General features: G+C 29.9%; 26 protein-coding genes. 17 read left to right on the top strand and 9 right to left on the bottom strand.

Annotated features, from left to right (window positions below; all coding sequences use genetic code 11):
- The first annotated feature begins 33 nt into the window (after window positions 1-33).
- On the top strand, window positions 34-1629 hold the full coding sequence (locus ACVHXK_RS15455) for a cell shape-determining protein (RefSeq protein ID WP_461207311.1): 1596 nt from the start codon (window positions 34-36) through the stop codon (window positions 1627-1629).
- A gap of 153 nt (window positions 1630-1782) precedes the next feature.
- Here ACVHXK_RS15455 and ACVHXK_RS15450 read toward each other — a convergent pair whose 3' ends face one another.
- A complete protein-coding gene (locus ACVHXK_RS15450; RefSeq protein ID WP_461207310.1) occupies window positions 1783-2682 on the bottom strand; it encodes a DMT family transporter in 900 nt (299 codons plus the stop codon).
- Window positions 2683-3038: 356 nt separating this feature from the next.
- A complete protein-coding gene (locus ACVHXK_RS15445; protein WP_461207319.1) occupies window positions 3039-3152 on the bottom strand; it encodes an AraC family transcriptional regulator in 114 nt (37 codons plus the stop codon).
- Between the two features lie 133 nt (window positions 3153-3285).
- Between ACVHXK_RS15445 and ACVHXK_RS15440 the strand changes: the two genes are divergently transcribed.
- The 5 genes from ACVHXK_RS15440 (at window position 3286) to ACVHXK_RS15420 (ending at window position 9727) form a co-directional block, all read left to right on the top strand.
- Window positions 3286-4038 (top strand): SGNH/GDSL hydrolase family protein, encoded by a 753-nt coding sequence (locus ACVHXK_RS15440; protein WP_461207309.1) that lies wholly within the window; start codon window positions 3286-3288, stop codon window positions 4036-4038.
- 75 nt (window positions 4039-4113) lie between these two features.
- On the top strand, window positions 4114-4827 hold the full coding sequence (locus ACVHXK_RS15435) for an MBL fold metallo-hydrolase (RefSeq protein WP_461207308.1): 714 nt from the start codon (window positions 4114-4116) through the stop codon (window positions 4825-4827).
- Window positions 4828-4993: 166 nt separating this feature from the next.
- Complete coding sequence (locus tag ACVHXK_RS15430; RefSeq protein ID WP_461207318.1) at window positions 4994-6370, top strand: aspartate ammonia-lyase; 1377 nt, start codon at window positions 4994-4996, stop codon at window positions 6368-6370.
- Between the two features lie 402 nt (window positions 6371-6772).
- Window positions 6773-8002: a [FeFe] hydrogenase H-cluster maturation GTPase HydF gene (gene hydF, locus ACVHXK_RS15425; protein ID WP_461207307.1), complete on the top strand. Its 1230-nt coding sequence runs from the start codon at window positions 6773-6775 to the stop codon at window positions 8000-8002.
- A 135-nt stretch (window positions 8003-8137) separates the two neighbouring features.
- The gene (locus ACVHXK_RS15420) at window positions 8138-9727 is read left to right on the top strand and encodes an ABC-F family ATP-binding cassette domain-containing protein (RefSeq protein WP_461207317.1); all 1590 of its coding nucleotides are present in this window, start codon (window positions 8138-8140) and stop codon (window positions 9725-9727) included.
- A 109-nt stretch (window positions 9728-9836) separates the two neighbouring features.
- On the opposite strand, the gene ACVHXK_RS15415 is transcribed toward ACVHXK_RS15420, so the two are convergent.
- Both ACVHXK_RS15415 and ACVHXK_RS15410 read right to left on the bottom strand, forming a co-directional pair.
- Window positions 9837-10046: a helix-turn-helix domain-containing protein gene (locus ACVHXK_RS15415; protein WP_461207306.1), complete on the bottom strand. Its 210-nt coding sequence runs from the start codon at window positions 10044-10046 to the stop codon at window positions 9837-9839.
- Window positions 10047-10059: 13 nt separating this feature from the next.
- Window positions 10060-10548, bottom strand: a complete 489-nt coding sequence (locus tag ACVHXK_RS15410) for a DUF2975 domain-containing protein (protein ID WP_461207305.1) — start codon at window positions 10546-10548, stop codon at window positions 10060-10062.
- A 285-nt stretch (window positions 10549-10833) separates the two neighbouring features.
- Here ACVHXK_RS15410 and ACVHXK_RS15405 point away from each other — a divergent pair, with 285 nt between their 5' ends.
- Window positions 10834-11592: a MerR family transcriptional regulator gene (locus ACVHXK_RS15405; protein ID WP_461207304.1), complete on the top strand. Its 759-nt coding sequence runs from the start codon at window positions 10834-10836 to the stop codon at window positions 11590-11592.
- A 183-nt stretch (window positions 11593-11775) separates the two neighbouring features.
- On the opposite strand, the gene ACVHXK_RS15400 is transcribed toward ACVHXK_RS15405, so the two are convergent.
- The 4 genes from ACVHXK_RS15400 to ACVHXK_RS15385 form a co-directional block, all read right to left on the bottom strand.
- Window positions 11776-12009 carry a DUF2164 domain-containing protein gene (locus tag ACVHXK_RS15400; RefSeq protein WP_461207303.1) on the bottom strand — a complete coding sequence of 78 codons (234 nt, stop codon included), beginning with the start codon at window positions 12007-12009 and terminating at the stop codon, window positions 11776-11778.
- 31 nt (window positions 12010-12040) lie between these two features.
- The gene (locus tag ACVHXK_RS15395; protein ID WP_461207302.1) at window positions 12041-12505 is read right to left on the bottom strand and encodes a pyridoxamine 5'-phosphate oxidase family protein; all 465 of its coding nucleotides are present in this window, start codon (window positions 12503-12505) and stop codon (window positions 12041-12043) included.
- Between the two features lie 184 nt (window positions 12506-12689).
- Window positions 12690-13580, bottom strand: coding sequence for an MBL fold metallo-hydrolase (locus tag ACVHXK_RS15390; RefSeq protein ID WP_461207301.1), 891 nt, complete (start codon window positions 13578-13580; stop codon window positions 12690-12692).
- A gap of 16 nt (window positions 13581-13596) precedes the next feature.
- Window positions 13597-13827 (bottom strand): SF0329 family protein, encoded by a 231-nt coding sequence (locus ACVHXK_RS15385; protein WP_461207300.1) that lies wholly within the window; start codon window positions 13825-13827, stop codon window positions 13597-13599.
- Between the two features lie 302 nt (window positions 13828-14129).
- On the opposite strand from ACVHXK_RS15385, the gene ACVHXK_RS15380 reads away from it, so the two are divergent.
- From ACVHXK_RS15380 to ACVHXK_RS15355, 6 genes are all read left to right on the top strand, one after another.
- Window positions 14130-14483, top strand: coding sequence for a NifB/NifX family molybdenum-iron cluster-binding protein (locus ACVHXK_RS15380; RefSeq protein WP_461207299.1), 354 nt, complete (start codon window positions 14130-14132; stop codon window positions 14481-14483).
- A gap of 169 nt (window positions 14484-14652) precedes the next feature.
- Window positions 14653-15483, top strand: coding sequence for a 4Fe-4S binding protein (locus ACVHXK_RS15375; protein WP_461207298.1), 831 nt, complete (start codon window positions 14653-14655; stop codon window positions 15481-15483).
- Entirely contained in the window at window positions 15474-16328 is an 855-nt protein-coding gene (locus ACVHXK_RS15370; RefSeq protein WP_461207297.1) for an ATP-binding protein, read from the top strand. Before ACVHXK_RS15375 ends, ACVHXK_RS15370 begins: the two co-directional genes overlap by 10 nt.
- Window positions 16329-16339: 11 nt before the next feature.
- Window positions 16340-16669 carry a NifB/NifX family molybdenum-iron cluster-binding protein gene (locus tag ACVHXK_RS15365; RefSeq protein ID WP_461207296.1) on the top strand — a complete coding sequence of 110 codons (330 nt, stop codon included), beginning with the start codon at window positions 16340-16342 and terminating at the stop codon, window positions 16667-16669.
- Window positions 16670-16887: 218 nt separating this feature from the next.
- Window positions 16888-17343: a Fur family transcriptional regulator gene (locus ACVHXK_RS15360; protein ID WP_461207295.1), complete on the top strand. Its 456-nt coding sequence runs from the start codon at window positions 16888-16890 to the stop codon at window positions 17341-17343.
- Window positions 17330-17773, top strand: coding sequence for a DUF134 domain-containing protein (locus ACVHXK_RS15355; protein ID WP_461207294.1), 444 nt, complete (start codon window positions 17330-17332; stop codon window positions 17771-17773). Before ACVHXK_RS15360 ends, ACVHXK_RS15355 begins: the two co-directional genes overlap by 14 nt.
- A gap of 374 nt (window positions 17774-18147) precedes the next feature.
- On the opposite strand, the gene ACVHXK_RS15350 is transcribed toward ACVHXK_RS15355, so the two are convergent.
- A complete protein-coding gene (locus ACVHXK_RS15350) occupies window positions 18148-18903 on the bottom strand; it encodes a TSUP family transporter (protein ID WP_461207293.1) in 756 nt (251 codons plus the stop codon).
- A gap of 309 nt (window positions 18904-19212) precedes the next feature.
- On the opposite strand from ACVHXK_RS15350, the gene rlmD reads away from it, so the two are divergent.
- From rlmD to ACVHXK_RS15330, 4 genes are all read left to right on the top strand, one after another.
- Entirely contained in the window at window positions 19213-20568 is a 1356-nt protein-coding gene (gene rlmD, locus ACVHXK_RS15345) for a 23S rRNA (uracil(1939)-C(5))-methyltransferase RlmD (RefSeq protein ID WP_461207292.1), read from the top strand.
- Window positions 20569-20943: 375 nt separating this feature from the next.
- Window positions 20944-21189, top strand: a complete 246-nt coding sequence (locus ACVHXK_RS15340) for a hypothetical protein (RefSeq protein WP_461207291.1) — start codon at window positions 20944-20946, stop codon at window positions 21187-21189.
- A gap of 1 nt (window position 21190) precedes the next feature.
- Window positions 21191-21460 carry a hypothetical protein gene (locus ACVHXK_RS15335; protein WP_461207290.1) on the top strand — a complete coding sequence of 90 codons (270 nt, stop codon included), beginning with the start codon at window positions 21191-21193 and terminating at the stop codon, window positions 21458-21460.
- Window positions 21432-21656: a DUF6718 family protein gene (locus tag ACVHXK_RS15330; protein ID WP_461207289.1), complete on the top strand. Its 225-nt coding sequence runs from the start codon at window positions 21432-21434 to the stop codon at window positions 21654-21656. The genes ACVHXK_RS15335 and ACVHXK_RS15330 overlap by 29 nt, the downstream gene beginning before the upstream one ends.
- The last annotated feature ends 317 nt before the right edge of the window (window positions 21657-21973 follow it).

Here is a 21973-nt window from a genome sequence, read left to right as displayed (position 1 = left end):
ACGTTGTAAAAAAACAATAGAAGGAGAATTATGATGAAAAAAAAAGTTGCAATATCGTTAGCAGTATTATCATTGTTTTTAGCTCTGATTTCTTGGTATTTATTTTTGCCTGTATTGTCATTAAGTTATTTTGGAACAGTTTTATTGATTCTTATAGTATTTATTCCTATATCCATTTCATTGGGATTATCTAATAAAAAGATAGTTTTTTATTTTATAATTCCATTAATTATTTTTGCAATACTTTTGTTTAACATAGTGATGTCAACTGGGATAGTAAATAGTTCAAAGAAGAGGGCAATGATTGGACAAGTAGAAGAAAAGGATTTTTCTACTGATATAGTGCCTATTGATGTAACTCAAATTCCAGTAGTAGACCAAGAACTTGCGCAAAATCTAGGAGATAAGAAACTAGGAGAACAAGTTGCCCTAGGTAGCCAAGTAACTTTGGGAGAATTCACGCAGCAAAATGTTGATGGCAAATTATACTGGGTAGCACCTTTATTACATTCGGGTTTCTTTAAATGGAATGGAAATAAAGATGGTACACCTGGATATATTATGATAAGTGCAACAAACCAACAAGATATTAAATTGATACAAGAAGTTGATGGTAAGAAAATTAAAATTAAATATCAACCTAATGCTTTTTTTGGCAGTGATTTAGCACGTCACGTATATATGTCTGGATATAAAAAAATTGGCTTAACAGATTATTCCTTTGAACTTGATGATGAAGATAGACCGTTTTGGGTTATTACAAAATACAAAAATAATTTTGGCTTTGGTGGGTCTAAAGCAGAAGGAGTTATTATTGTTGATGCGGAAAATGGAGATATAGAGGATTATGATTTAGAAAATATACCTCAGTGGGTTGATAGAGTAATTCCCGCTAATTTCGTTATGAACCAATTAGACGATTGGGGTAGATATATAAATGGTTGGTGGAATCCATCTAATAAAGACGAGCTTCAAACTACAAAAGGATATAATATTGTATATAATGATGGCGAATGTTTTTATTACACAGGGATGACCTCTGCGGGATCTGATGAATCTACAATTGGGTTCATGCTTATAAATACAAGAACTAAAGAAACTAATCTGTATAGAGTTTCAGGAACTCATGAAATAGCAGCTATGCAGTCAGCAGAAGGACAAGTTCAGAACTTAGAATATACGGCTACTTTCCCAATTCTTATTAATGTAGATGGACAAGCAACGTATTTTACTACATTAAAAGATAAAAAAGGATTAGTAAAATTATATGCTATGGTTAATGTAAAAGATTATAGTATGGTAGGAGTAGGAGAGTCACTTAGTAAGACTAAATCTAACTATATTAAGAAACTTAAAAATCAAGGAGATTGGCAAGGACTTCAAAATAGTGGCGATGAAAATAGTGAAGAGGGAACTATAAAAAGAATCGGATCATCGATTATAGATGATACTACTTATTATTACATGGTAACTAATGAAAATCCTAATAAAATATTTATAGCTTCATTAAATATGAGTAATGAATTACCTTTAACTAAGGAAGGGGACCGCATTAAAATTACTTATTTTGCTAATGAAAATTCTAGTATTGATTTGTCTAGTTTTGATAATGTGGAGTTTAATCAGTAAAGTGTGAAGTGTTCTAAAATTTTTAGTTTTATTAAGAATTTTAGAACTACTAAGTGAATAGGATTTAGCAAAGCTAAATCCATATAAATATAGAGATTCTCTGCCATTGGCGAGAATCTCTATATTTTTACACGCAATATTCCATACTTCACTTTATTTTTTTTCTTTTCCATAGTATTGAGATAGAACTCCAAAAACGATAATTACTAGTCCTGCGACTGAACTCATAAGTATTTTCTCATCTAAGAAAATAGCAATATATATTAGAGAAACAAAAGGAGTTAAGTAAAGTACATTTGAAATTATATGAGTTTCGCCACCTTCTAAAGCTTTAAACCAAAACACATAAGATATACCATTAACAAAAACACCGTTATATATTAACCATCCCCATACACTTGAAGAAGTTGGTAAAATGATTTCAGAAAATACCATAACTGTAGGAACTATAAATATTAGTGCGCTTAAATAGTAGATAAAAACACTTATAGTTTTATCAAAATTATATTTTTTTCCCAAAACAGAAAATAGAGCGAATACTAATGCACCACTTAAAGCTAGTAGATCACCATGAAGATTTGTTAAATTGAAGTGAGATAGATTACCGTTGGTTGTTATTACGATAATGCCTAAGAAACTAATGAAAATACCTATTATTTTCATAATAGTAACCTTTTCTTTTAAAATTATAAAGGATATTATTAGTACAAGCATTGGCCAGGTATAGGCTAAAATAAATCCTTCTGAAGCTGTTGTTTTATCTAAAGCTCCATATATAAGAACGTAATATAGATAATTACCTAAGAAGCCTAGAAAAAACATTATAGAAAATTCCTTAGCAGTGTTTTTTTTAAACTCTGATTTTTTCTTTTGAAAGATCACTAATATTCCCATTACTAATGTAGAAAAAATTGTTGAGTAAAACAGAGTTTGTAGGTTATCTAATTCCACAAGAATTTTTTTTGTTGCTACAGGTATTGATGCCCATAATAAAATACATAGGGCTAAGTTAAAATATGCATTTTCGCGTGTGATTTTATTTGTTTTATTCATTTGTAGATTGATCCTCCATTTGAATTTATTTTACAAGAATAGCAATAAATTATGCAATAAAAAAGAACCACATTACGAGTAGTTTTGATGAGAACTTCAAACTTAGTTTTCATTTATGCATGTACAAAACTCGCAAGGGAGTCGAGTTTTGTATGTTACATAAATTAGTTTCCAGTAGAAATTCTATTTACAGAGTTTTCGTTTCAACTTTTTTTATATGTGTCCATAATTCTCATGGGCATGGGATTTTGGATGAATATAAATAAAATTTACTGTGAATGATCTGTAAGTGTTTATATTTACATTATATATTATTATTTTTTAAAAGCTTTGCCAAATCAAGGAGGTTATTTTGCTTATTTTCGGCTAATCTTTCTAAATTCATTTGGAGTTATGTTTTCTAATTTTTTGAACTTTTTAGTCAGAGATGAATTATGCTTGTATCCTACCAATTGAGCTACTTGAAGAATAGTATAAAATGTAAGTATTAATATATTAAGAAAATAAGAATTATACAGTAAAAAAGTAAATTATGTAGTGGCTTTTTCTTATAACTTTAAGTAAAATTAAAGTTATAAGGTATTATGATAACTATTTTTAAAAATGGGGGGTGCGGATATAGAAACTAATGGGTATTTATATAGCAGAAAGTCATTATTATCATTAAAAGATAAGAAAATATCAATTATGGGAGATAGTATAAGCACTTTTGATGGGTATATACCAATAGGTAATGATGCATATTATCCTAGGGGGACTTTAACAAATTGTTCTCAAACATGGTGGCAAAAATTAATTAAGGAAACAGGTATGGTACTTGTTGCTAATGAATCGTGGAGTGGTAGTAGAGTAGCTACACCACCAAAAGATAGAACGGAAGCACCATTTACGGATGCAAGAAGATATAAAAATCTTGGAGAAGTAGATATTATTATTGTTTTTGGAGGTATTAATGATTTTAGTCAAGAAAATCCTACTGAACTTGGAAGTTATGTTTTAGATGAAGAATATGAAGATTTAACAACATTCAGAAGTGCTTACCAATTTTTGGTGAAGAAATTAAAAGAGAATTATCCAAAGGCAGAGATTTTTTGTTGTATTCCAACTTACGATATGTTTAATGGAATATTTTCTGAGAATAATGCAAAGATTCCATATACACATAAAGATATGGCTGAAAGTATTGTACATATATGTGATTTGTATGGAATAAAAGTAATCGATTTAAGAAAAACAGGCTTATCACCAAGTAATACGGTTAATTATATGGTTGATGCAGATGCTTTAGGTGGAGGCGAACACCCAAATGAAACGCTAATGGAACTAATAAAAAATGAAATTATAAAAGAATTATAAGTAAATATAAATTGTTTTTCATATAGCTTAAAAATGTAAGTTTGTATTTAAATTGTATATAAAAGGAATGAGAATATGGAATTTAGTATTAAATGGATAGGACAGGGTGGATTTATAGTTAAATTTAAACATACACAGATTTGTGTTGATCCTTATTTATCAAACTCAGTTTTTTTATTAGAAGGTTATGATAGGATTATTCCTATTCCGATATGTCCAGAAAAATTGGAAGTAGATTTTATAATGTGCACACATGACCATATTGACCATTTTGATGAAGATACTTTAAAGAATATTCATAAGAAAAATATTAAATATATTGGACCTAATTCATGTATTAAACATTTTGAAAAAATAGATATTCCAAAAGATAAAATTATCCCTTTAAATAGGATGGACAATATTTCAATTAATGGAATAAAAATTTATGGAGTTTACGCAGATCATACTGAAGACAGTATTGGAATTGTGTTTGTTTATGAAAATATTTCAATTTATATCGTAGGGGATAGCTTATATAATGAGCAATTAACTAAAGTAAAGCAATATAATCCCGATATACTCATTTGTCCTATAAATGGTAAATTAGGTAATATGAATTACAAAGAAGCAGCTAAACTTGCTATTGATTTAGGAGTTAAAGTTGCAGTTCCATGTCATTACGGGATGTTTTCTGAGAATACAGAAGATCCTGAGAATTTCCGCAAAGAATTATTAGGATCGCCTGTGAAATATGAGGCTTTTTCTTATAATAAAAAATATTCAGTTAATGAAATTTTAAAGAGCTAGAGAATTTTCACAATAATTGATACGTTTGAAAGGGAAAAAATAGTAACTTTTTTCTTATTTAATCTTTTAGAGCTGTGGTAGAATATTAATGGAAAAATGGGTAATATAACTAACAATGTATTAGGTACCGTTTAGACAGCTGGAAATTGGAGGCGTTATGAAAAACATGGAATTTAGATTAGAAAAGGATTCGCTCGGTGAAGTAGCTCTGCTAGAAAGTGTTTATTATGGCATAAATACAGCGAGAGCCATTGAAAATTTTGATTTGGGTGACGAAAAAGTTGATATAGATTTAGTTTATGCTATTGTATTAATTAAGAAGGCTGCGACTTTAACTCATAAAAAATTAAAAGAAATGGATGAAGAAAAGGCAGATGCAATCATCAAAGCTTGTGATAAAATTATAGATGGACACTTTAATGATCAATTCGTTGTTCATCCTCTTCAAGGGGGAGCAGGAACTTCTACTAATATGAATGTTAATGAAGTAATTGCAAATGTTGCATTAGAAGTGCTAGGATATGAAAAAGGAAAGTATGAAATAATTCATCCTATTAATGATATTAATTTAGGTCAATCTACTAATGACGTTTATCCAACGGCACTTAGAATAGCTGCTATTAAGCAAATTAGAAAACTAGCTAAGATACTTGCAAAACTTCAAGAATCACTGCAAGAAAAGGAAAATGAATTTGCTGATATATTAAAATTAGGAAGAACTCAGCTTATGGATGCTTTGCCAATAATGGTTGGACAAGAATTTGGAGCCTATGCAAAAGCAATAGCTAGAGATAGATGGAGAATTTATAAAGTAGAAGAAAGACTTCGTGAGATGAATATTGGGGGTACTGCAATAGGAACAGGATTAAATGCATCTCAAAAGTATGTATATATAATTACAGATTATATTCAAAATTTATCTGGTCTTGGAATAGCTAGAAGTGATTATCCTATTGATAGTACTCAAAACATGGATGTATTTGTTGAAGTATCAGGACTTTTGAAGTCGGCAGCAGTGAATCTAATGAAAATATCTAATGATTTAAGGCTTATGAATTCTGGACCAAAAGGTGGACTTGGAGAAATTCAATTGCCTAAAGTTCAAGCAGGTTCCACAATAATGCCCGGGAAATATAATCCAGTTATTCCAGAGATGGTAGCACAGGTGGCTATGAAGGTAATTTCAAATGATTCTGCAATTACAACGGCAGCATTTAGTGGACAATTTGAATTAAATTCATTTTCACCACTTATTGCCCAGAGCTTATTGCAATCTTTAAAATATATGAATAAAGCTGTAAAAATTTTTGATGAAAAATGTATTAGAGGAATAGAAGTAAATGAAGATAAATGTATAGAATATGTAGAGAAATCAACGGCACTAGCAGCAGTACTTGTAAATCATATAGGTTATGACAAGGCAACTGAAATAGCAAGGAAAGCATCAAAAGAAGATAAGACTATTAAGGAAGTAGTTTTGGATGAGAAGGTTCTTACGGAAGAAGAGATTGCTGAAGTGTTCAATCCACTTAGAATAACTTAAGGGCAATGTATAACTTGTATCAAGGTACAATGTGCAATTAGCAATTAGCAATTAGCAATTAGCAATTAGCAATTAGCAATTTGCAATTAGCAATTTGCAATTTGCAATTTGCAATTAAGGAGGATTTTCTTCCTGGTGGTCAGAAAATCTTTGATTTATAAGAGATTAAAAGCATTAAACAATTATAATCATAAAAACCTGTATGAATATGAAAATTAAGAGAGGGGTAAAAAAATTAATAATGATTTAATATATATATATTAGCATACTAAATAATTGATTATGTAATTATTTAGTTATTTAATAAAATAAAGATTCTCGACTATAAGGAGAGAATCATCCATAATTGTGCATTGTGCACTGTGCATTGTGCATTATCTTTTAAGAAAGGGGTTTAAAAAAATGAGTTTAAACGATACACCACGTTCAAATAGAATACATATAGCTTTTTTTGGTAAGACAAATGCGGGCAAGTCTAGTATTGTAAATGCAATTACAGGTCAGGAAATTGCTTTAGTATCAAGTGTAAGTGGAACAACTACAGACCCTGTTTACAAGACTATGGAGTTATTACCACTTGGACCTGTTGTTATAATTGATACAGCAGGACTTGATGATGTTAGTGAGCTCGGGGAACTTAGAAAGAAAAAAACTGTTGAGGTTTTGAACAAAACTGATATCGCAGTAATTGTATTAGATGCTACAAAAGGTATTCTAGACTATGATTTAGAAATAATTAATAAAGTTAAAGAAAAGAAGTTACCTATAGTAGGCGTATTAAACAAAATGGATTTGATTGATAAGGAAGAAGAATTAATAAATAATTTCAGCAAAGAATTAGGTATAAAAATGATTGCAGTTAGTGCTGAGAATAAAAAGGGCATAAAACAATTAAAAGAGAGTATTGCTAGATTGTCACCAGAGGATGAAGATAAGTTCAAAATTGTCGGTGATTTAATTTCACCGGGGGATTTTGCTGTACTAGTAGTACCTATTGATAAAGCGGCGCCTAAAGGTAGACTTATTCTTCCGCAGCAACAAACTATAAGGGATATTTTAGAAAGTGATGCAATGGCAGTTGTTACTAAAGAAATTGAGCTAAGAGAAACTTTGGAGAATTTAGGTAAAAAACCTAAGATTGTAATTACAGACTCACAGGCCTTTCTTAAGGTTTCAGCAGATACTCCAAAGGATATATGGATGACATCTTTTTCAATTTTACTTGCCAGATATAAAGGCGATTTAGTTGAACTAGTAAAGGGCGCAAAAGCAATTGATAAGCTAAATGATGGAGATAAAGTTTTGATTTCTGAAGCTTGTACACATCACAGGCAATCTGATGACATTGGAAGTGTGAAAATACCAAGATGGCTTAGACAAATTACAGGAAAGAAAATAGAATTTGATTATACTAGTGGATATACATTCCCTGAAAATGTTAAGGATTATTCTCTAATAGTCCATTGTGCTGGGTGCATGTTGAATAGAAAAGCTATGCTTCATAGAATAGCTATGGCAAATGAAGTTGAAGTTCCTATGGTTAATTATGGAGTATTGATTGCATATGTTCATGGAATTTTAGACAGAGCACTTGAACCGTTCCCTTTAGCAAAAATGGAATGGGAAGAGTAGTTTTTAAAATAAATGTGCAATTTGCAATGTGCAATTTGCATTGTGAATTGTGCATTGAATTAAGGTTGTGCATTGATGTATGGTTGTGTTATAATACCTAATGTATGTAAAATGAGTGAAGAGGATGGTAATGCCGTGATAAACGTATCAAACATAAGTTTAAGATTTGGTGAGAGAAAATTATTTGAAGATGTAAATATTAAATTTACTCCAGGAAACTGTTATGGTGTAATAGGCGCCAATGGGGCGGGGAAAAGTACTTTCCTTAAAATACTATCTGGAGAGATTGAGCCAAATACTGGTGATGTTAGTATTGCAAAAGATGTGAGAATGTCTGTATTGCAACAAGACCATTATAAATATGATGACCACGAAGTATTAGAGACAGTAATAATGGGAAATCCAAGATTATTTGAAATAATGAAGGAAAAAGATGAAATATATGCAAAACCTGATTTTTCAGATGAAGATGGTATAAAAGCAGCTGAATTAGAAGGTGAATTTGCTGATTTAGACGGATGGGAAGCAGAATCCAATGCAGCAACGTTATTGCAGGGTTTAGGAATAGATACAGACCTGCATTACAAAAAGATGTCTGATTTGCAAGATGCTGAGAAAATAAAAGTATTACTTGCACAAGCTTTATTTGGCAAACCAGGAGTTCTAATTCTTGATGAGCCTACCAACCATTTAGATATTAAATCAATAAATTGGTTAGAAGAGTTCTTAATTAATTTTGATGGAACAGTTATAGTTGTATCCCATGATAGATACTTCTTAAACAAAGTATGTACTCATATGGCAGATGTTGACTTTGGAAAGATAAAACTTTTCGTAGGAAACTATGATTTCTGGTATGAGTCAAGCCAATTGGCGCTTCGATTAATGAAAGACCAAAACAAGAAAAAAGAAGAAAAGATAAAAGATTTACAAGAGTTTGTAGCAAGATTTAGTGCTAATGCTTCTAAATCTAAACAAGCAACTTCTCGTAAAAAATTATTAGATAAAATAACTTTAGATGATATTCAACCATCTAGCAGAAAATACCCATTTGTAGGTTTTAAACCTGAAAGAGAAGTAGGTAATGTTATACTTGAAGTTGATGGTATATCAAAAACTATCGATGGTGAAAAAGTTCTAGATAATGTTAGTTTTAATGTTTCAAAAGGCAATAAAATTGCTTTGATTAGTAAAAACCCAAATGCTGTATCAACATTATTCAAGATTATTAATGGTGAAATGGAGCCTGATAGTGGGGAATATAGATGGGGCATTACAATATCTAAAGCATATTTCCCTAAAGATAACACAGAATTTTTTACAGCAGATGATATAAACCTTGTTGAATGGTTACGTCAATATTCAGAAGATAAAACTGAATCTTATTTAAGGGGATTTTTGGGAAGAATGCTTTTCTCAGGAGAAGAAGCTCTTAAAATGGTAAATGTTTTATCAGGGGGAGAGAAAGTTCGTTGTATGCTTTCAAAAATGATGCTTAGTAGTGCTAATGTTTTAATACTTGATCAGCCTACTAACCACTTAGACCTTGAATCTATTACAGCTGTAAATAATGGACTTGTAGATTATAAGAGTAATTTGTTATTTACTTCTCATGACCACCAATTCATTCAAACTATAGCTAACAGAATAATTGAGATTATGCCAGATGGTGGTACTTTTGATAAAGAAATGACTTATGATGAATATTTAGAATATAGAAAATAAATTACTGAAAAATTAAGATACCCTATATTAGAGATTACTAACTAACCTCTAATATAGGGTATTATTTGATTATTGAAATATTAAAATTTTTTTACTTTTCATCCCGAAGTTACTCTTCATGCCTATATTCTAGTATATCCCCTGGCTGACAGTCTAATTCTTTGCAAATTGATTCAAGGGTTGAGAATCTTATTGCTTTTGCTTTGCCCGTTTTTAATATTGATAGATTTGCGTTTGTAATACCAACTTTTTCGGCTAATTTGGAAAGGGATATTTTCCGTTTAGCCATCATAACGTCTAAATTAACGATAATAGCCATATTGATCCTCCATTTATATTGTTAAATCATTTTCTTCTTTTACTTGTACGGCTTGTTCAAACACTTTAGAAAGTATCAATAAAAAGCAACCAGCAAAGAAAAATATAAAAGCTTCAAAATCAGTGTGAATACCTGTAAAATCATAAGTTATAATTTTGAAGTCGGTGTATTGTCTATTACAAAAGAAATTTATTATATAAGTTGTAGTAATAACAAAGCAACATATTGAAATTCTTTGTAGGCTACGTACATTATCGGAAACAAAGGGAGTTACTTTTATCAAAGTGCATACAATTTTTCTTAGGTAATAAAGGATTGCAAAAGAAGCCATTCCACCAACTACAAATAGTGTGTAGGTTATTGTTAGGCTTAAATTTATAGTGCCGGTATCTAATATGTATTTAACAAAGGTTATAACCCATAACACTAATCCAGCAACCATTAATATGTCTAGTAAAATCTTTAAAAATGAAGATAATGATATTTTTCCATAATATTTCATACAAAATCCTCCGAAAGTATAGGTTTTTAGTAATTGTTTCATTGTAATAGTACAATAAATAAACTATAAAGGCAAGTTTAAATTAGTGTATAAGAATAAAAAAATATTGATAAGCAATAAATAAAAAAACCTTGACTATGACGTAACGTTATAGTTTATTATATTATTAAAGATAAACATTACAGGAATTCCATTTATGCATGTACAAAATATAACGCGTTAATGAATTATTCAATTGTATAAATTTATGTTGAAGCAGTTTATCTAAATAGAGGTGATCTTTTCATGTATAAAGTAAAAGAAGTTGCTGATGTTGTAGGGATAAGTGTGCGCACGCTTCATCACTACGATAAAATTGGTTTGTTGAAGCCAGAATCTATTAATGAAGCGGGTTACAGGCTTTATTCAGAAAATGACTTAATTAAGTTGCAACAGGTATTATTCTTTAAAGAGCTTGATTTTAAATTGGAAGATATAAAAATTATATTAAATGACCCAAAATTTGATAGAGAAGGGGCTCTTAAGACTCATAAAGAAATTTTAATCAAAAAAAAGCAAAGGCTTGAGGAAATCATCAAATCAGTAGACACAACATTAAGTTCCATAAAAGGAGGAATAGATATGAGTAAAAAAGAAACATTTGAACCCTTTGATATGAGGGAAATCAATGATTATAAGGAAAAATATGCCGAGGAAGTAAAAGCAAAGTATGACAAGAAAGTAGTAGATGAATGTAATAAAAAAACAGCAAAGTATTCAAAAAATAAGTGGCAAGAAATTACTGAAGAAGGTAATGAAATTTACAGAAAAATTGCAGCAATTATGGAAAAAGGACCTAAAGATGAGGAAGTTCAAAAGTTAGTAGCACAATATAGGAAGTATATTAGTGATAATTTTTATACCTTCACAGTTGAAATATTTAGAGGACTAGGGGATTTATACGTTTGTGATGACAGATTTACTAAAAATATTGATAAAACAAAACCTGGATTAGCTGAATTTTTAAAGGAAGCTATGCATTTTTATTGTGATAATCAGGTATAATTAATTAGCAATTAGCAATTAGCAATTAGCAATTAGCAATTAGCAATTAGCAATTAGCAATTAGCAATTAGCAATTAGCAATTAAGTAATTAAGTAATTAAAGATTCTCGGCGCAAGCCGAGAATCATCCATAATTGTGCATTGTACATTGTGCATTGTGCATTAGGTATTAGGTATTATGTACTATATCTTTTGTATACTCAATATATCATCGACTCTTTCTGTCATGTAAGTGTAGGAATCGTATACCCCCTGATTATATATTTCAGGAGCTAGTTCTTCCATTACAAAATCTAAAATAAGGCCAGCGGCTAAATCTCCTAAATCTTCCTCTCTTTCTTTATAAAAATAAGTTTGGATTGATTCTATCATTGTTCTTCTTTTTTCAATACTTAATGTTATAGTTTGTTTTTTCATAAGGCCCTCCTAAATGGGTGTGTAAAATATATTAGTCATTTGATTTACCGGTAATGTGGTCAATAGAAATTTTTATAAGTGTAGTTTTACTGATGGCCCTATTTATATAGGCTGTTCCTTCTTTTAGAAAATTATTAGAATATTTTTCTATAATAGAAAAAAGTACTTTTTCTTTTTCATCTCCTAAAACTATATTAGTTTTTCCAAAGGCAATTACGCTTTCATACTTAGTTGTAAATTTGTTTGGTAAAATTTCAGTATCTCCAACGACACAAAAAGATACTTTGTTATTTTCTTTCAGATTATTTAATTTGCTACCGGAGTTTGCACAGTGAAAATAAATACTATTATCTAAAAAAGTATAGCTTAATGGAACACCGTAAGCATATCCATTTATATCTATCATTGATAACACACCGTACTCACCGTTTTCTAAAATTTTCAAACTTTCTTTTTCAGTAAGTTTCTTTTCGATTCTTCTCATTTCTTTAAACATTTTTAGCAACTCCTCTTCTAAATGTTTTAATTTAAATATAGATTTTCTGACAATCATCGAGCAGTTTCTAAAAATCTTTTATCTTAGATTGTATAAATTAAATATAAGATTTTCTGACGAAAGGAAGAAAACCATCCATAATTGTGCATTGTAAATTGTGCATTGTGCATTACATCTTTTAAAACTATTCTCTATAATAAAATACTTTACCATCTTCTAATGAATAGTTGATAGAATTATTATCTAGCAAACATGATAAATAAGATGAGACAGTGGAAAGATTTAAAAAGTAATCTTGATGAGCCATATCGAGTTCATTTAATATAATAATATTTTGAAGCAAATCTTCCTTAGATATCGGTTGATCAAGCAGTTCTAAAATTTGTTCTTTATATTTATTAATATTAGTAATATTCTTATTAATCAAAGCATCCATTTCATGTTTTTCATATATTTTACTTGAATGAGCAATGACAAAATAATCGGCATCTATTTCTCTTAAAGAATTTAAAGTTTCTAGGCTGTCTTCTATATTATATAGATAAGGGAAAGAGTATTTATCAATGGTTTCATCACTGAAAATTGAATCTCCAAGGAAACAGACTCTATTTGGAGTTAATAATACAATTTGTTCAGGAGTGTGTCCCCAGCCCCTATAGACTTCGAATTTTTCGTCTCCTATTTTGTTTACTCCATAATCTAGTACAAAATCAACTTTTTTATCTTTATCGTTTTTAGTGAGTTTTCTAAAAGGAGCTCCTCCGGCTAGAATTGCATAAGCTAATTTTCTGTTTTCCATTAAAATTTTCTCTTGAGTTGATGTATATACTTGAATTCCAGTATAGTTTTTCTTAAAATATTCATTACCACCACAGTGGTCACCGTGTGCATGGGTGTTGATGATAAATTTTGGATGAAGATTATTATCAGTCAAAATTTTATCTACCCTTTTAGCGTGAGATGAACCTATACCAGTATCAATAAGCATACAAAATTTATTTTTATATGCAAAAACTCCGATGTTAGATGGACCATCTATGTAGTAAGTGTTACCGTTGATTTTATTTAAATTCAAAATAAATCCTCCTTTTTTATAGATAGAGTGCAATTTTAAATTTTAATTCAGTTTCTCTGTAGCCATCATAATATTTAAATATATTACCCTGAATTATTTCTTTCCCATCGACGATAATAGCAACACGTCCTGATTCATCATGAGAATTATTATATTTTGTGATAAAGTATTTTATTCGTCCTTTAAGTGAATCACACATTAAATCTTTTTCTAATCTTTTCTTAATACCACTCCATGATTGACCCATTAGAACATACCTCACAAAATAAATTTTTCATATAATATAGCAATTATATTATAAAAGATATTACAAAAGATATTATAAATTATACACAAGATAGAAAATATTATCAATGAACAATAGTTAAACGATAGTTGAGCAATAGTTAAACGATAGTTAAACGATAGTTAAACAATTGTTAGGCGCTGTACCGTGTTCGCTGGAAAATATAAACTTTTTGCTGATTTTTAAAATTGGCATTTGCCAAAAACAAAAATAGGGTATATAATATATTTAGCATATGCTATAAATAAAAAGGAGTGTGTCTTATGAAAGTTTTAATTACAGCTACAGGGAAAGAAAAAAAAGATAGTTTAGATTCAAGATTCGGAAGATGTCCATATTTTCAAATTTATGATACTGAAAGTGGATCTTTTGAAGTTGAAGAAAATACGGGTATAGATTCAGAACATGGTGCAGGAATAGCGGCGGCGCAACAAGCTATAGATGCTGGAGCGGAAGTTGTTGTAACAGGTTTTGCAGGACCAAATGCATTTAAGGTTTTAAATGATAGTGATATAAAAATTTATAAAAGTTCTGAAGTTCCTTGTGAGGATGCTCTTAGAGCTTGTGTTGAAGGAATCTTAGAAGAAATAAATGTTGCAAAGAAAAAACCAGTTTAGAGCGATTATGGAACAATAGTTAAACGATGGTTAAACGATGGTTAAACGATGGTTAAACGATGGTTAAACAATAGTTAAGCAATAGTTAAACGATAGTTAGCAGTGTATTCTTGTTTGATGAATTTAATTTTACAATATATTTGTTTGAAAAATGAAAGGGGTAATTTAATTGAATATTGCTATACTTAGCGGTAAAGGTGGTACTGGGAAGACGACAGTTTCTACTAATTTAGCTAAGATTTTAGGAGCTACATATATAGATTGTGATGTTGAAGAGCCTAATGGATTTATATTTTTAAATCCTGAAATTATTAAAAGAAGAGAAGTTAAGGTATTGTGTCCTGTTATAGATAAGGATAAATGTACTTTATGTGGAGAGTGTTCCAAGGCTTGTCAGTTTAACTCATTGGCTCAGACAAAGAAAGAAGTTATGTTTTTTGAAAACTTATGTCATGGTTGTGGAACTTGCGAATTAGTTTGTAAATATGATGCAATTCATTTTGAAGAAAGAAGACTTGGAATAGTTGAAGAAGGAATTGGTGAGGGAATACACTGCAAGAGAGGATTACTCGATATCGGTGAACCGATGGCAGTTCCAATAATTAGAGCAGTTACAAAAGATTTAGAGGGTGAGATGAATCTTTTAGATTGTTCCCCAGGTACTTCGTGTAATGCTGTAAATACATTAGAAAAAGCTGATAGGGCTATTTTGGTGACAGAAACTACTGAATTTGCTCTGCATGATTTGAAACTGGCTGTTTCTTTAGTTAGAAAAATGAATATTCCTTATTCAATTATTATAAATAAAGAAATAAGTGAAGATAATATTATTAGGGATTATTGCATGGAAGAAAAAATTTCAATTCTAGGTGCAGTACCATATAGTAGAGATATTGCGGCTCTATATTCTAAAGGTGAGTTAATTGTGAATATGGATGAAATGCGAGAATTATTTACTGGATTTGGAGCAAAAGTTAAAGAGGTGAGCACATGGAACTAGTAGTTATTAGCGGAAAAGGTGGAACGGGTAAGACAACTATTGCAGTAGCATTATCTCAACTTGCAGGAGATGTAATTAAGGCTGATTGCGATGTGGACGCACCTAATCTATATCTAATGTATGATGGTGAAGATGAAAATATAGAAGGATTTGTAACAGGTAATATTGCTACAATAGATAGTGAAAAATGTATTGAATGTGGAAGATGCGTTGAGGTATGTAAATTTGATGCTATTAAAGATTTTAAAATAAATCCTTTTAAATGTGAAGGATGCATAGCTTGCAAGATAGTTTGTCCAGTAGGAGCTATAGATATTAAAGAAGATTATGGTGCAAAAACTATGATCACAAAAGGGAATAAAGGAATTGTATCTAGAGCTGAAATGGAAATAGGTGCAGATGGTTCTGGAAAATTGATTACGAAGGTAAGGAAGTTAGCAGAAGGTGTTAAAAGTAGCAAAGAACAATTAATTATAGTTGATGGATCTCCAGGGACAGGGTGTCCAGTTATTTCATCAATAACTAATACTGATTTTGCATTAGTTGTAACTGAACCTACAATGTCAGGTATGGAAGATCTTAAGAGAGTACTTTCTGTATGTGATCATTTTAGTGTAACACCATTTGTTTGTATAAATAAATCTGATATAAATACAACGGTAGCAGAAGCTATTAAAGAATATTGTAATGAAAATAATTATCTTTTAATAGGTGAAGTTCCATATGATGACACAGTTATGAAATCAATAAATTCATTAAAACCAATTACAGAGTTTGAAAATAGCTCTGCTAATATTGCAATTCAGGATATGTGGAAAAATATTAAAAAATATTTATATAAATAGGAGGAAATAAAATGAAAATTTCAGTAGCAGTAACAGAAGGTATAGTAAGTCAACACTTTGGTCATTGTGAATTCTTTAAGATGTATTATGTAGAGGATGGAAAAGTTCTTAAAACAGAAGAGGTAGCAAATCCAGGACATAGACCAGGGTTTTTACCAAAGTTTATAGCAGAGCAAGGAGCATCTTTAATTATTGCTGGAGGTATGGGTGGTTCAGCTCAAAACTTATTTTTTGAAAATGGAGTAGATGTATTAGTAGGAGCAAGTGGGGAACCAGATGTAGCTGTAGATGAGTACCTAAAAGGAAATCTTAAATCTTCAGGTTCAGTATGTCAACACTAGTTTTTTAAAAGAAGAGTGCAGTTTGCAGAATGCAATGTGCAGTTTAAAGAATAAAATCTTAAATGCACATTGCGCAATGCACAAATAATGATTATCTAATAATATATTTAGTTAATTGACTTTCAATTTCAATAGATTCATAGTAAAATAAAATTATATAAATAAAAATACTAGTACAATATTGTACATATAAATAATTTGAAAGTGAGTTGTTTGGAATGAAAGATAATTTAAAAAAAATTGAAAGTCAATTAAGTGAAAAAGGATATAAGTTTACTTATCAAAGGAGAGTAATCTTACATTCTCTATATTATGCAGATAAGCATTTGAGAGCAGAAGAAATATTTAACCAGTTAAGAGAAAAAAATATAGGATTAGCAACAGTATATAGAACCTTAAAATTATATGTGGAGCTTGGTATAGCAAAAGAAATAAAGATAGATGATGTGAATTATTTTGAACTTAAAATTTATAGCAAGAAATGTCTTCATATGCATTTCAAATGCATTAACTGCGGCAAAATATTAGATATAGATGATCAAGATTTATGTTATAATTACCTTAAATCTAATATAGAACTAGAAGAAAAATATGGTGTTTCTATTAAGGATGCTAATCTAGTTTTTGAAGGGATTTGCAAAGAATGTAAGGAGGACAAAAATGCCGAGACCTAAAAAATGGAGAAGAGTACAGTTTTTACCTGAAAGTACGTACTTTGTTCCTTTTGGTAAAAGAAAGTGTGAATTAGAAGAAGTGGTTCTTAAAATAGAAGAAGTAGAAGCCATGAGATTAAAGGATATTGAAGGATTGAATCAAGAGCAGTGCGCTGAGAAAATGCTAGTTTCAAGACAAACGTTTCAGAATATTATTGACCAAGGTAGAAAAAAAGTAACAGAAGCACTAGTTCAAGGAAAGGCTGTTAGAATCTCAGGTGGAAATTATACTGTGAATATTTGTGTAATGAGGTGTGAGGATTGTGGAAATATATTTGAATTGAATTTTGAAACTACTGAAAGAGTATGTCCTAAATGTGGATCAGAAAGCATTTTTTGTACAAAGAAAGGTAGTTTTTGTAAAAAACATTGTAGTGGCCATTGCAGATAAAGTATAGCATAAAGAAGATGAATATGATATATTATATATTAAAATACCAGTGATTTTGAAATTGTTTGAAAATTAATAATATTAAAACAAGTATAAATATTTAAAAATCCTATTTATGTACTATAATAATACATAAATAGGATAATTATTTTGCAAAAGTTATTGACAATGTTTTTTAAAAGGTGTATTATGATAAAAGTAATTTGGGTTATTGATAATTGCAAGTGAGCAATAAATTATAGCCTTGTACAAGCAGTTGACCTAATGGCAATTGACAAAGAAATTGATAAAAAAGAAATATAATAAAGTGAGCAGTTGACCAATTGGCAATTGACTTACTTTTTTTCTTTTTTGAATTAAAATAAAAGCCAATTCTACAAAATAATATCCCATAATATTTTTCCGGCAACGCAGAGAGAAACAACAGAGAAAACAGGTCTTATAAGTTTAGAACCATTCTTTATAGCAAGTCCACTACCCAGTCGTGCACCTAGAATCATAAATATTCCAACAGGTATAGCTACTGTATATATGATTTGACCCTTTATAGCGAAAAGAACTAAGGAAGTAATATTACTAACAAAGTTTAGTACTTTAGCATTACCAGCAGCGTTAGTAAAATCAAATTTATATACTTTGATTAATAAAAACATTAAAAAAGAGCCTGTCCCAGGTCCGAAAAAACCATCATAAAAACCAAGAGAGAATGCTATTATTATTCCTAAAACTATATTTTTTCTAGTTAAGGCTTCAAATTTATTTTCGCCACCTAATGATTTTGAAAATATGCTATATAAGCCTACGAATAGAATAAGTATTAGAATGAGTGATTTAAGAATATTTTCGTCAACTAGCATAACTGTATTTACCCCAATGCAAGCCCCTAATAAAGTGAATGGAATGAGATATTTTAATAGATTAAAGTTTGCTTTTTTAGAGCGAATAAAATTTATGGAGCTAGTAAAAGAACCAGATGAAGCTGCAAATTTATTTGTACCAAGTGTTAAATGTGTAGGTATACCTGCAGCTAAAAAAGCAGGGACACTAATTAGTCCACCCCCACCAGCTATAGAATCGACAAAAGCTGCTATAAAACCCGCAGAGCAAAGAAATATTAATTTAGTAATCATAAAGCACGACCTTTCTGTTTGGATAATTAATCTATTGTTAAATAAATAAAAATTGGTATAATAGTAATGTTGAGTACAAAAACGAAGGAAATGCACAGTGCACAATGCACAATTTATAATTATGGAGAAGTTTTGTCTGTTTCATATGAAATATTGTAAATAATTAAAACAGTTTTTAACTAAACAGAGAATTAATTGTAATTGCAAATTGAATTTTACAGTGCCCATTTGATTATATCAATAATATTGGAAATTGCATAATAAAAAATATGTTATAAAATAAATTACAAAAGAAATAGGAGTGATATTTTGAGAAAAAGAAAAGTATATGAGGTTGATGTTGTTGAGACGGAATTTCCGGGGTTTGGAGTAGGATATGTAGATAATCAGAAGGTTTTAATAAAAAGTGCTTTGCCTGGTCAAAAGGTTTTAGCGTACGTTCATAAATTTAAAAATGGCAACGCGATGGCTAAAGTTAATGAAGTTGTTGAAGAAGTCGATTATAAAATAGATACTGCGTGTCCTGTATTCCATTTGTGTGGAGGATGTTCTCATCAAAATGTTCCCTATGAGAAGCAATTAGAATTTAAGAAAGAACAATTATTAAAGTTACTTAATAAAGCTAATATTGAAAATTACGAATTTTTAGGAATGGAAGGAAGTCCTGAAATTTTTGAATATAGAAACAAAATGGAGTTTTCTTTTGGTGATTTTGAAAAGGGTGGAGAATTAACCCTTGGTATGCATATGAAAGGAAAAGCCTTTGGTATAGTAAATGTTGAGTGTTGCAAAATTGTAGATGAGGATTTTGGAAAAGTATTAGATTTGACAATAAAATATTTTAGAGAAAAAGAAATAAAGCAATATAGGGTTATGAGTAGAGAAGGTTATCTTAGAAATCTAGTAGTTAGAAAAGGTAAAAATACAGGTGATTTCCTTGTGAATATAGTTACAACTTCTCAGCTGGATTTTGATATGAATGAGTATAAAGAATTGTTGCTAGGTCAAGATTATATAGATAAAATAACTGGTATTATCCATACGGTTAATGATTCATTATCAGATAAAGTGTATTCTGATGAAACTAGAATATTATATGGAAGAGATTATATTGCTGAAAAATTATTGGGTATGGAATTTAAAATATCTTCTCTATCTTTTTTTCAAACAAATTCTAAGGGCGCAGAGAAACTTTATACTATTGTAAAAGAATTTATGGGAGATGCTCATGATAAAACTGTATTCGACCTATATTGTGGAACAGGTACAATTGGCCAGATTGTTGCTAGGGAAGCAAAAAAGGTAGTAGGAGTAGAACTCATTGAAGAGGCGGTAGAGGCTGCAAATGAAAATGCAAAGCTCAACGGACTTACTAATTGCCAATTTATAGCAGGTGATGTAGCTAAGGTGATAAAGGATATAGATGTAAAACCAGACATAATAATATTAGACCCACCAAGACCAGGGGTTCATCCTATTGCAATGGAATATGTAGTTAAGTTTGATCCAGAAGAAATAATATATGTTTCATGTAATCCAAAGACTTTGGTTAATGATTTAAATGTGCTTGAAGAAGCTGGGTATAAAGTGGAGAAAGTACAAGGAATGGACATGTTCCCTCACACTGCCCACCTCGAGTGTGTCGTGAAGATAGTTAAGGAATAGCCTGAAATCAAAGGGTTTCAAGGACTTTAAGTGAATATTGATGTGTGTTTTATGTTCCCTCAGATTTAGGTTTGGGGGAATTTTGGGTTGAGGGGGGTTAATAATTACGCAGAATTAAGAATATTTGTGTAGTGGTATGAGTTTTGTGCGTTTGTTTATTGTAATAAAGGATAACGCCACTCTTTTGCCTTCACCATACATAAACAACGATATTTATACAATACAAATCCACTGAATTAAGTGGTTTAGCATTTTTGGGGTTGGGTGTGTACTTTATATCCGTAATAAATTAATATTTGAAACAAAAAAGCTTGGATATTACTGATTTATAGAATTATAATAATAGTAATCACCATAAATAGAGAGGGTGTTAGTTTGAAATTTAGTCTTTATGGTATAAGCGAAGAATTACTTGATAAATTAAGTGTTGAAAGTCAGCTTGGTAAAAACTTAAAGAATACTCTAAGAAAATTTCAAAAAGATGATTTAGTTAATGAAATAATTGACTTGAAAGAATTTTATGAAAGTACTGATTTACTAATCGATGTGAATTTTGCTTATAGAGTAAAATCGATACAATCAAATTTTAGAGCAAGAGTTAAATATTTTCAAGATTGCTAATATGATAAATGGAAAAGTAAATGATGATGGATATAGAGGAATTCATTTATATTATCAGAAGACGAATAGACATTATCCTATAGAAATCCAAATAAATACTAAGAATGAGAGGATTATGAATGATTGGCTTCATATATATGTTTATAAGTATAAGAAAAATAACGCTATAGGTGAATTATTAAGAAAAAAATATGATAGTGGAGAGATCCAAAATGAATCGGAGTTTAAGGAGGTATTGAAAAATGTGTTATCTAGTAGCCAAGAAGCATGAAAAAGAGGGTAGTTTAGTTCTAGAAGTAGAGCAAGGTCAAAGATTGGCATCATTATCAAAATATTTAACATTGACAACGCTTGGAAAAGGTGTTCAGATAGTAACGCTTAATGATTTGAAAAGTTTTAAAGAATATTTCCCATATACAGTTATTAAAGACGAGGTTGAATATATTTCAAAAGTAGTAAAAATGTAGGGTGTAATTCTATCAGTAAGAGACTAAAGAGTAAAAAAAATATTATTGGTAAGTCTTTAAATAGTAGTTTGATAAAATACATTTTTGATTAGTTAGATTAATTTATCTAACATAGGAGATGTACATATATTGAGCTATTATTTTTTTATGATTCTTTATACAACAATACAGAAGTAAAAGTAGGATCACAAAGCTTAATTAAAAATACATTTGAACCTAGAACAAGAATACTCCAAAAATCAACTGAGGACATTGTATGTCCTCAGCAAGACCTCGGGGATAAACAATTTTCTGTGAACTTTGATTAAATGATGAAT

This window comes from Clostridium sp. DL1XJH146, from assembly GCF_054819755.1.
This window is presented reverse-complemented; position numbering and strand designations above follow the sequence as displayed.

What these genes read in the sequence shown, in the direction of transcription:
- ACVHXK_RS15455 (WP_461207311.1), top strand. Translation starts at nt 34, where the DNA reads ATGAAAAAAAAAGTTGCAATATCGTTAGCAGTATTATCATTGTTTTTA.
- ACVHXK_RS15450 (WP_461207310.1), bottom strand. Translation starts at nt 2,682, where the DNA reads ATGAATAAAACAAATAAAATCACACGCGAAAATGCATATTTTAACTTA.
- ACVHXK_RS15440 (WP_461207309.1), top strand. Translation starts at nt 3,286, where the DNA reads ATGGGGGGTGCGGATATAGAAACTAATGGGTATTTATATAGCAGAAAG.
- ACVHXK_RS15435 (WP_461207308.1), top strand. Translation starts at nt 4,114, where the DNA reads ATGGAATTTAGTATTAAATGGATAGGACAGGGTGGATTTATAGTTAAA.
- ACVHXK_RS15430 (WP_461207318.1), top strand. Translation starts at nt 4,994, where the DNA reads ATGGAATTTAGATTAGAAAAGGATTCGCTCGGTGAAGTAGCTCTGCTA.
- hydF (WP_461207307.1), top strand. Translation starts at nt 6,773, where the DNA reads ATGAGTTTAAACGATACACCACGTTCAAATAGAATACATATAGCTTTT.
- ACVHXK_RS15415 (WP_461207306.1), bottom strand. Translation starts at nt 10,046, where the DNA reads ATGGCTATTATCGTTAATTTAGACGTTATGATGGCTAAACGGAAAATA.
- ACVHXK_RS15410 (WP_461207305.1), bottom strand. Translation starts at nt 10,548, where the DNA reads ATGAAATATTATGGAAAAATATCATTATCTTCATTTTTAAAGATTTTA.
- ACVHXK_RS15405 (WP_461207304.1), top strand. Translation starts at nt 10,834, where the DNA reads ATGTATAAAGTAAAAGAAGTTGCTGATGTTGTAGGGATAAGTGTGCGC.
- ACVHXK_RS15400 (WP_461207303.1), bottom strand. Translation starts at nt 12,009, where the DNA reads ATGAAAAAACAAACTATAACATTAAGTATTGAAAAAAGAAGAACAATG.
- ACVHXK_RS15395 (WP_461207302.1), bottom strand. Translation starts at nt 12,505, where the DNA reads ATGTTTAAAGAAATGAGAAGAATCGAAAAGAAACTTACTGAAAAAGAA.
- ACVHXK_RS15385 (WP_461207300.1), bottom strand. Translation starts at nt 13,827, where the DNA reads ATGGGTCAATCATGGAGTGGTATTAAGAAAAGATTAGAAAAAGATTTA.
- ACVHXK_RS15380 (WP_461207299.1), top strand. Translation starts at nt 14,130, where the DNA reads ATGAAAGTTTTAATTACAGCTACAGGGAAAGAAAAAAAAGATAGTTTA.
- ACVHXK_RS15370 (WP_461207297.1), top strand. Translation starts at nt 15,474, where the DNA reads ATGGAACTAGTAGTTATTAGCGGAAAAGGTGGAACGGGTAAGACAACT.
- ACVHXK_RS15365 (WP_461207296.1), top strand. Translation starts at nt 16,340, where the DNA reads ATGAAAATTTCAGTAGCAGTAACAGAAGGTATAGTAAGTCAACACTTT.
- ACVHXK_RS15360 (WP_461207295.1), top strand. Translation starts at nt 16,888, where the DNA reads ATGAAAGATAATTTAAAAAAAATTGAAAGTCAATTAAGTGAAAAAGGA.
- ACVHXK_RS15355 (WP_461207294.1), top strand. Translation starts at nt 17,330, where the DNA reads ATGCCGAGACCTAAAAAATGGAGAAGAGTACAGTTTTTACCTGAAAGT.
- ACVHXK_RS15350 (WP_461207293.1), bottom strand. Translation starts at nt 18,903, where the DNA reads ATGATTACTAAATTAATATTTCTTTGCTCTGCGGGTTTTATAGCAGCT.
- ACVHXK_RS15335 (WP_461207290.1), top strand. Translation starts at nt 21,191, where the DNA reads ATGATAAATGGAAAAGTAAATGATGATGGATATAGAGGAATTCATTTA.
- ACVHXK_RS15330 (WP_461207289.1), top strand. Translation starts at nt 21,432, where the DNA reads ATGTGTTATCTAGTAGCCAAGAAGCATGAAAAAGAGGGTAGTTTAGTT.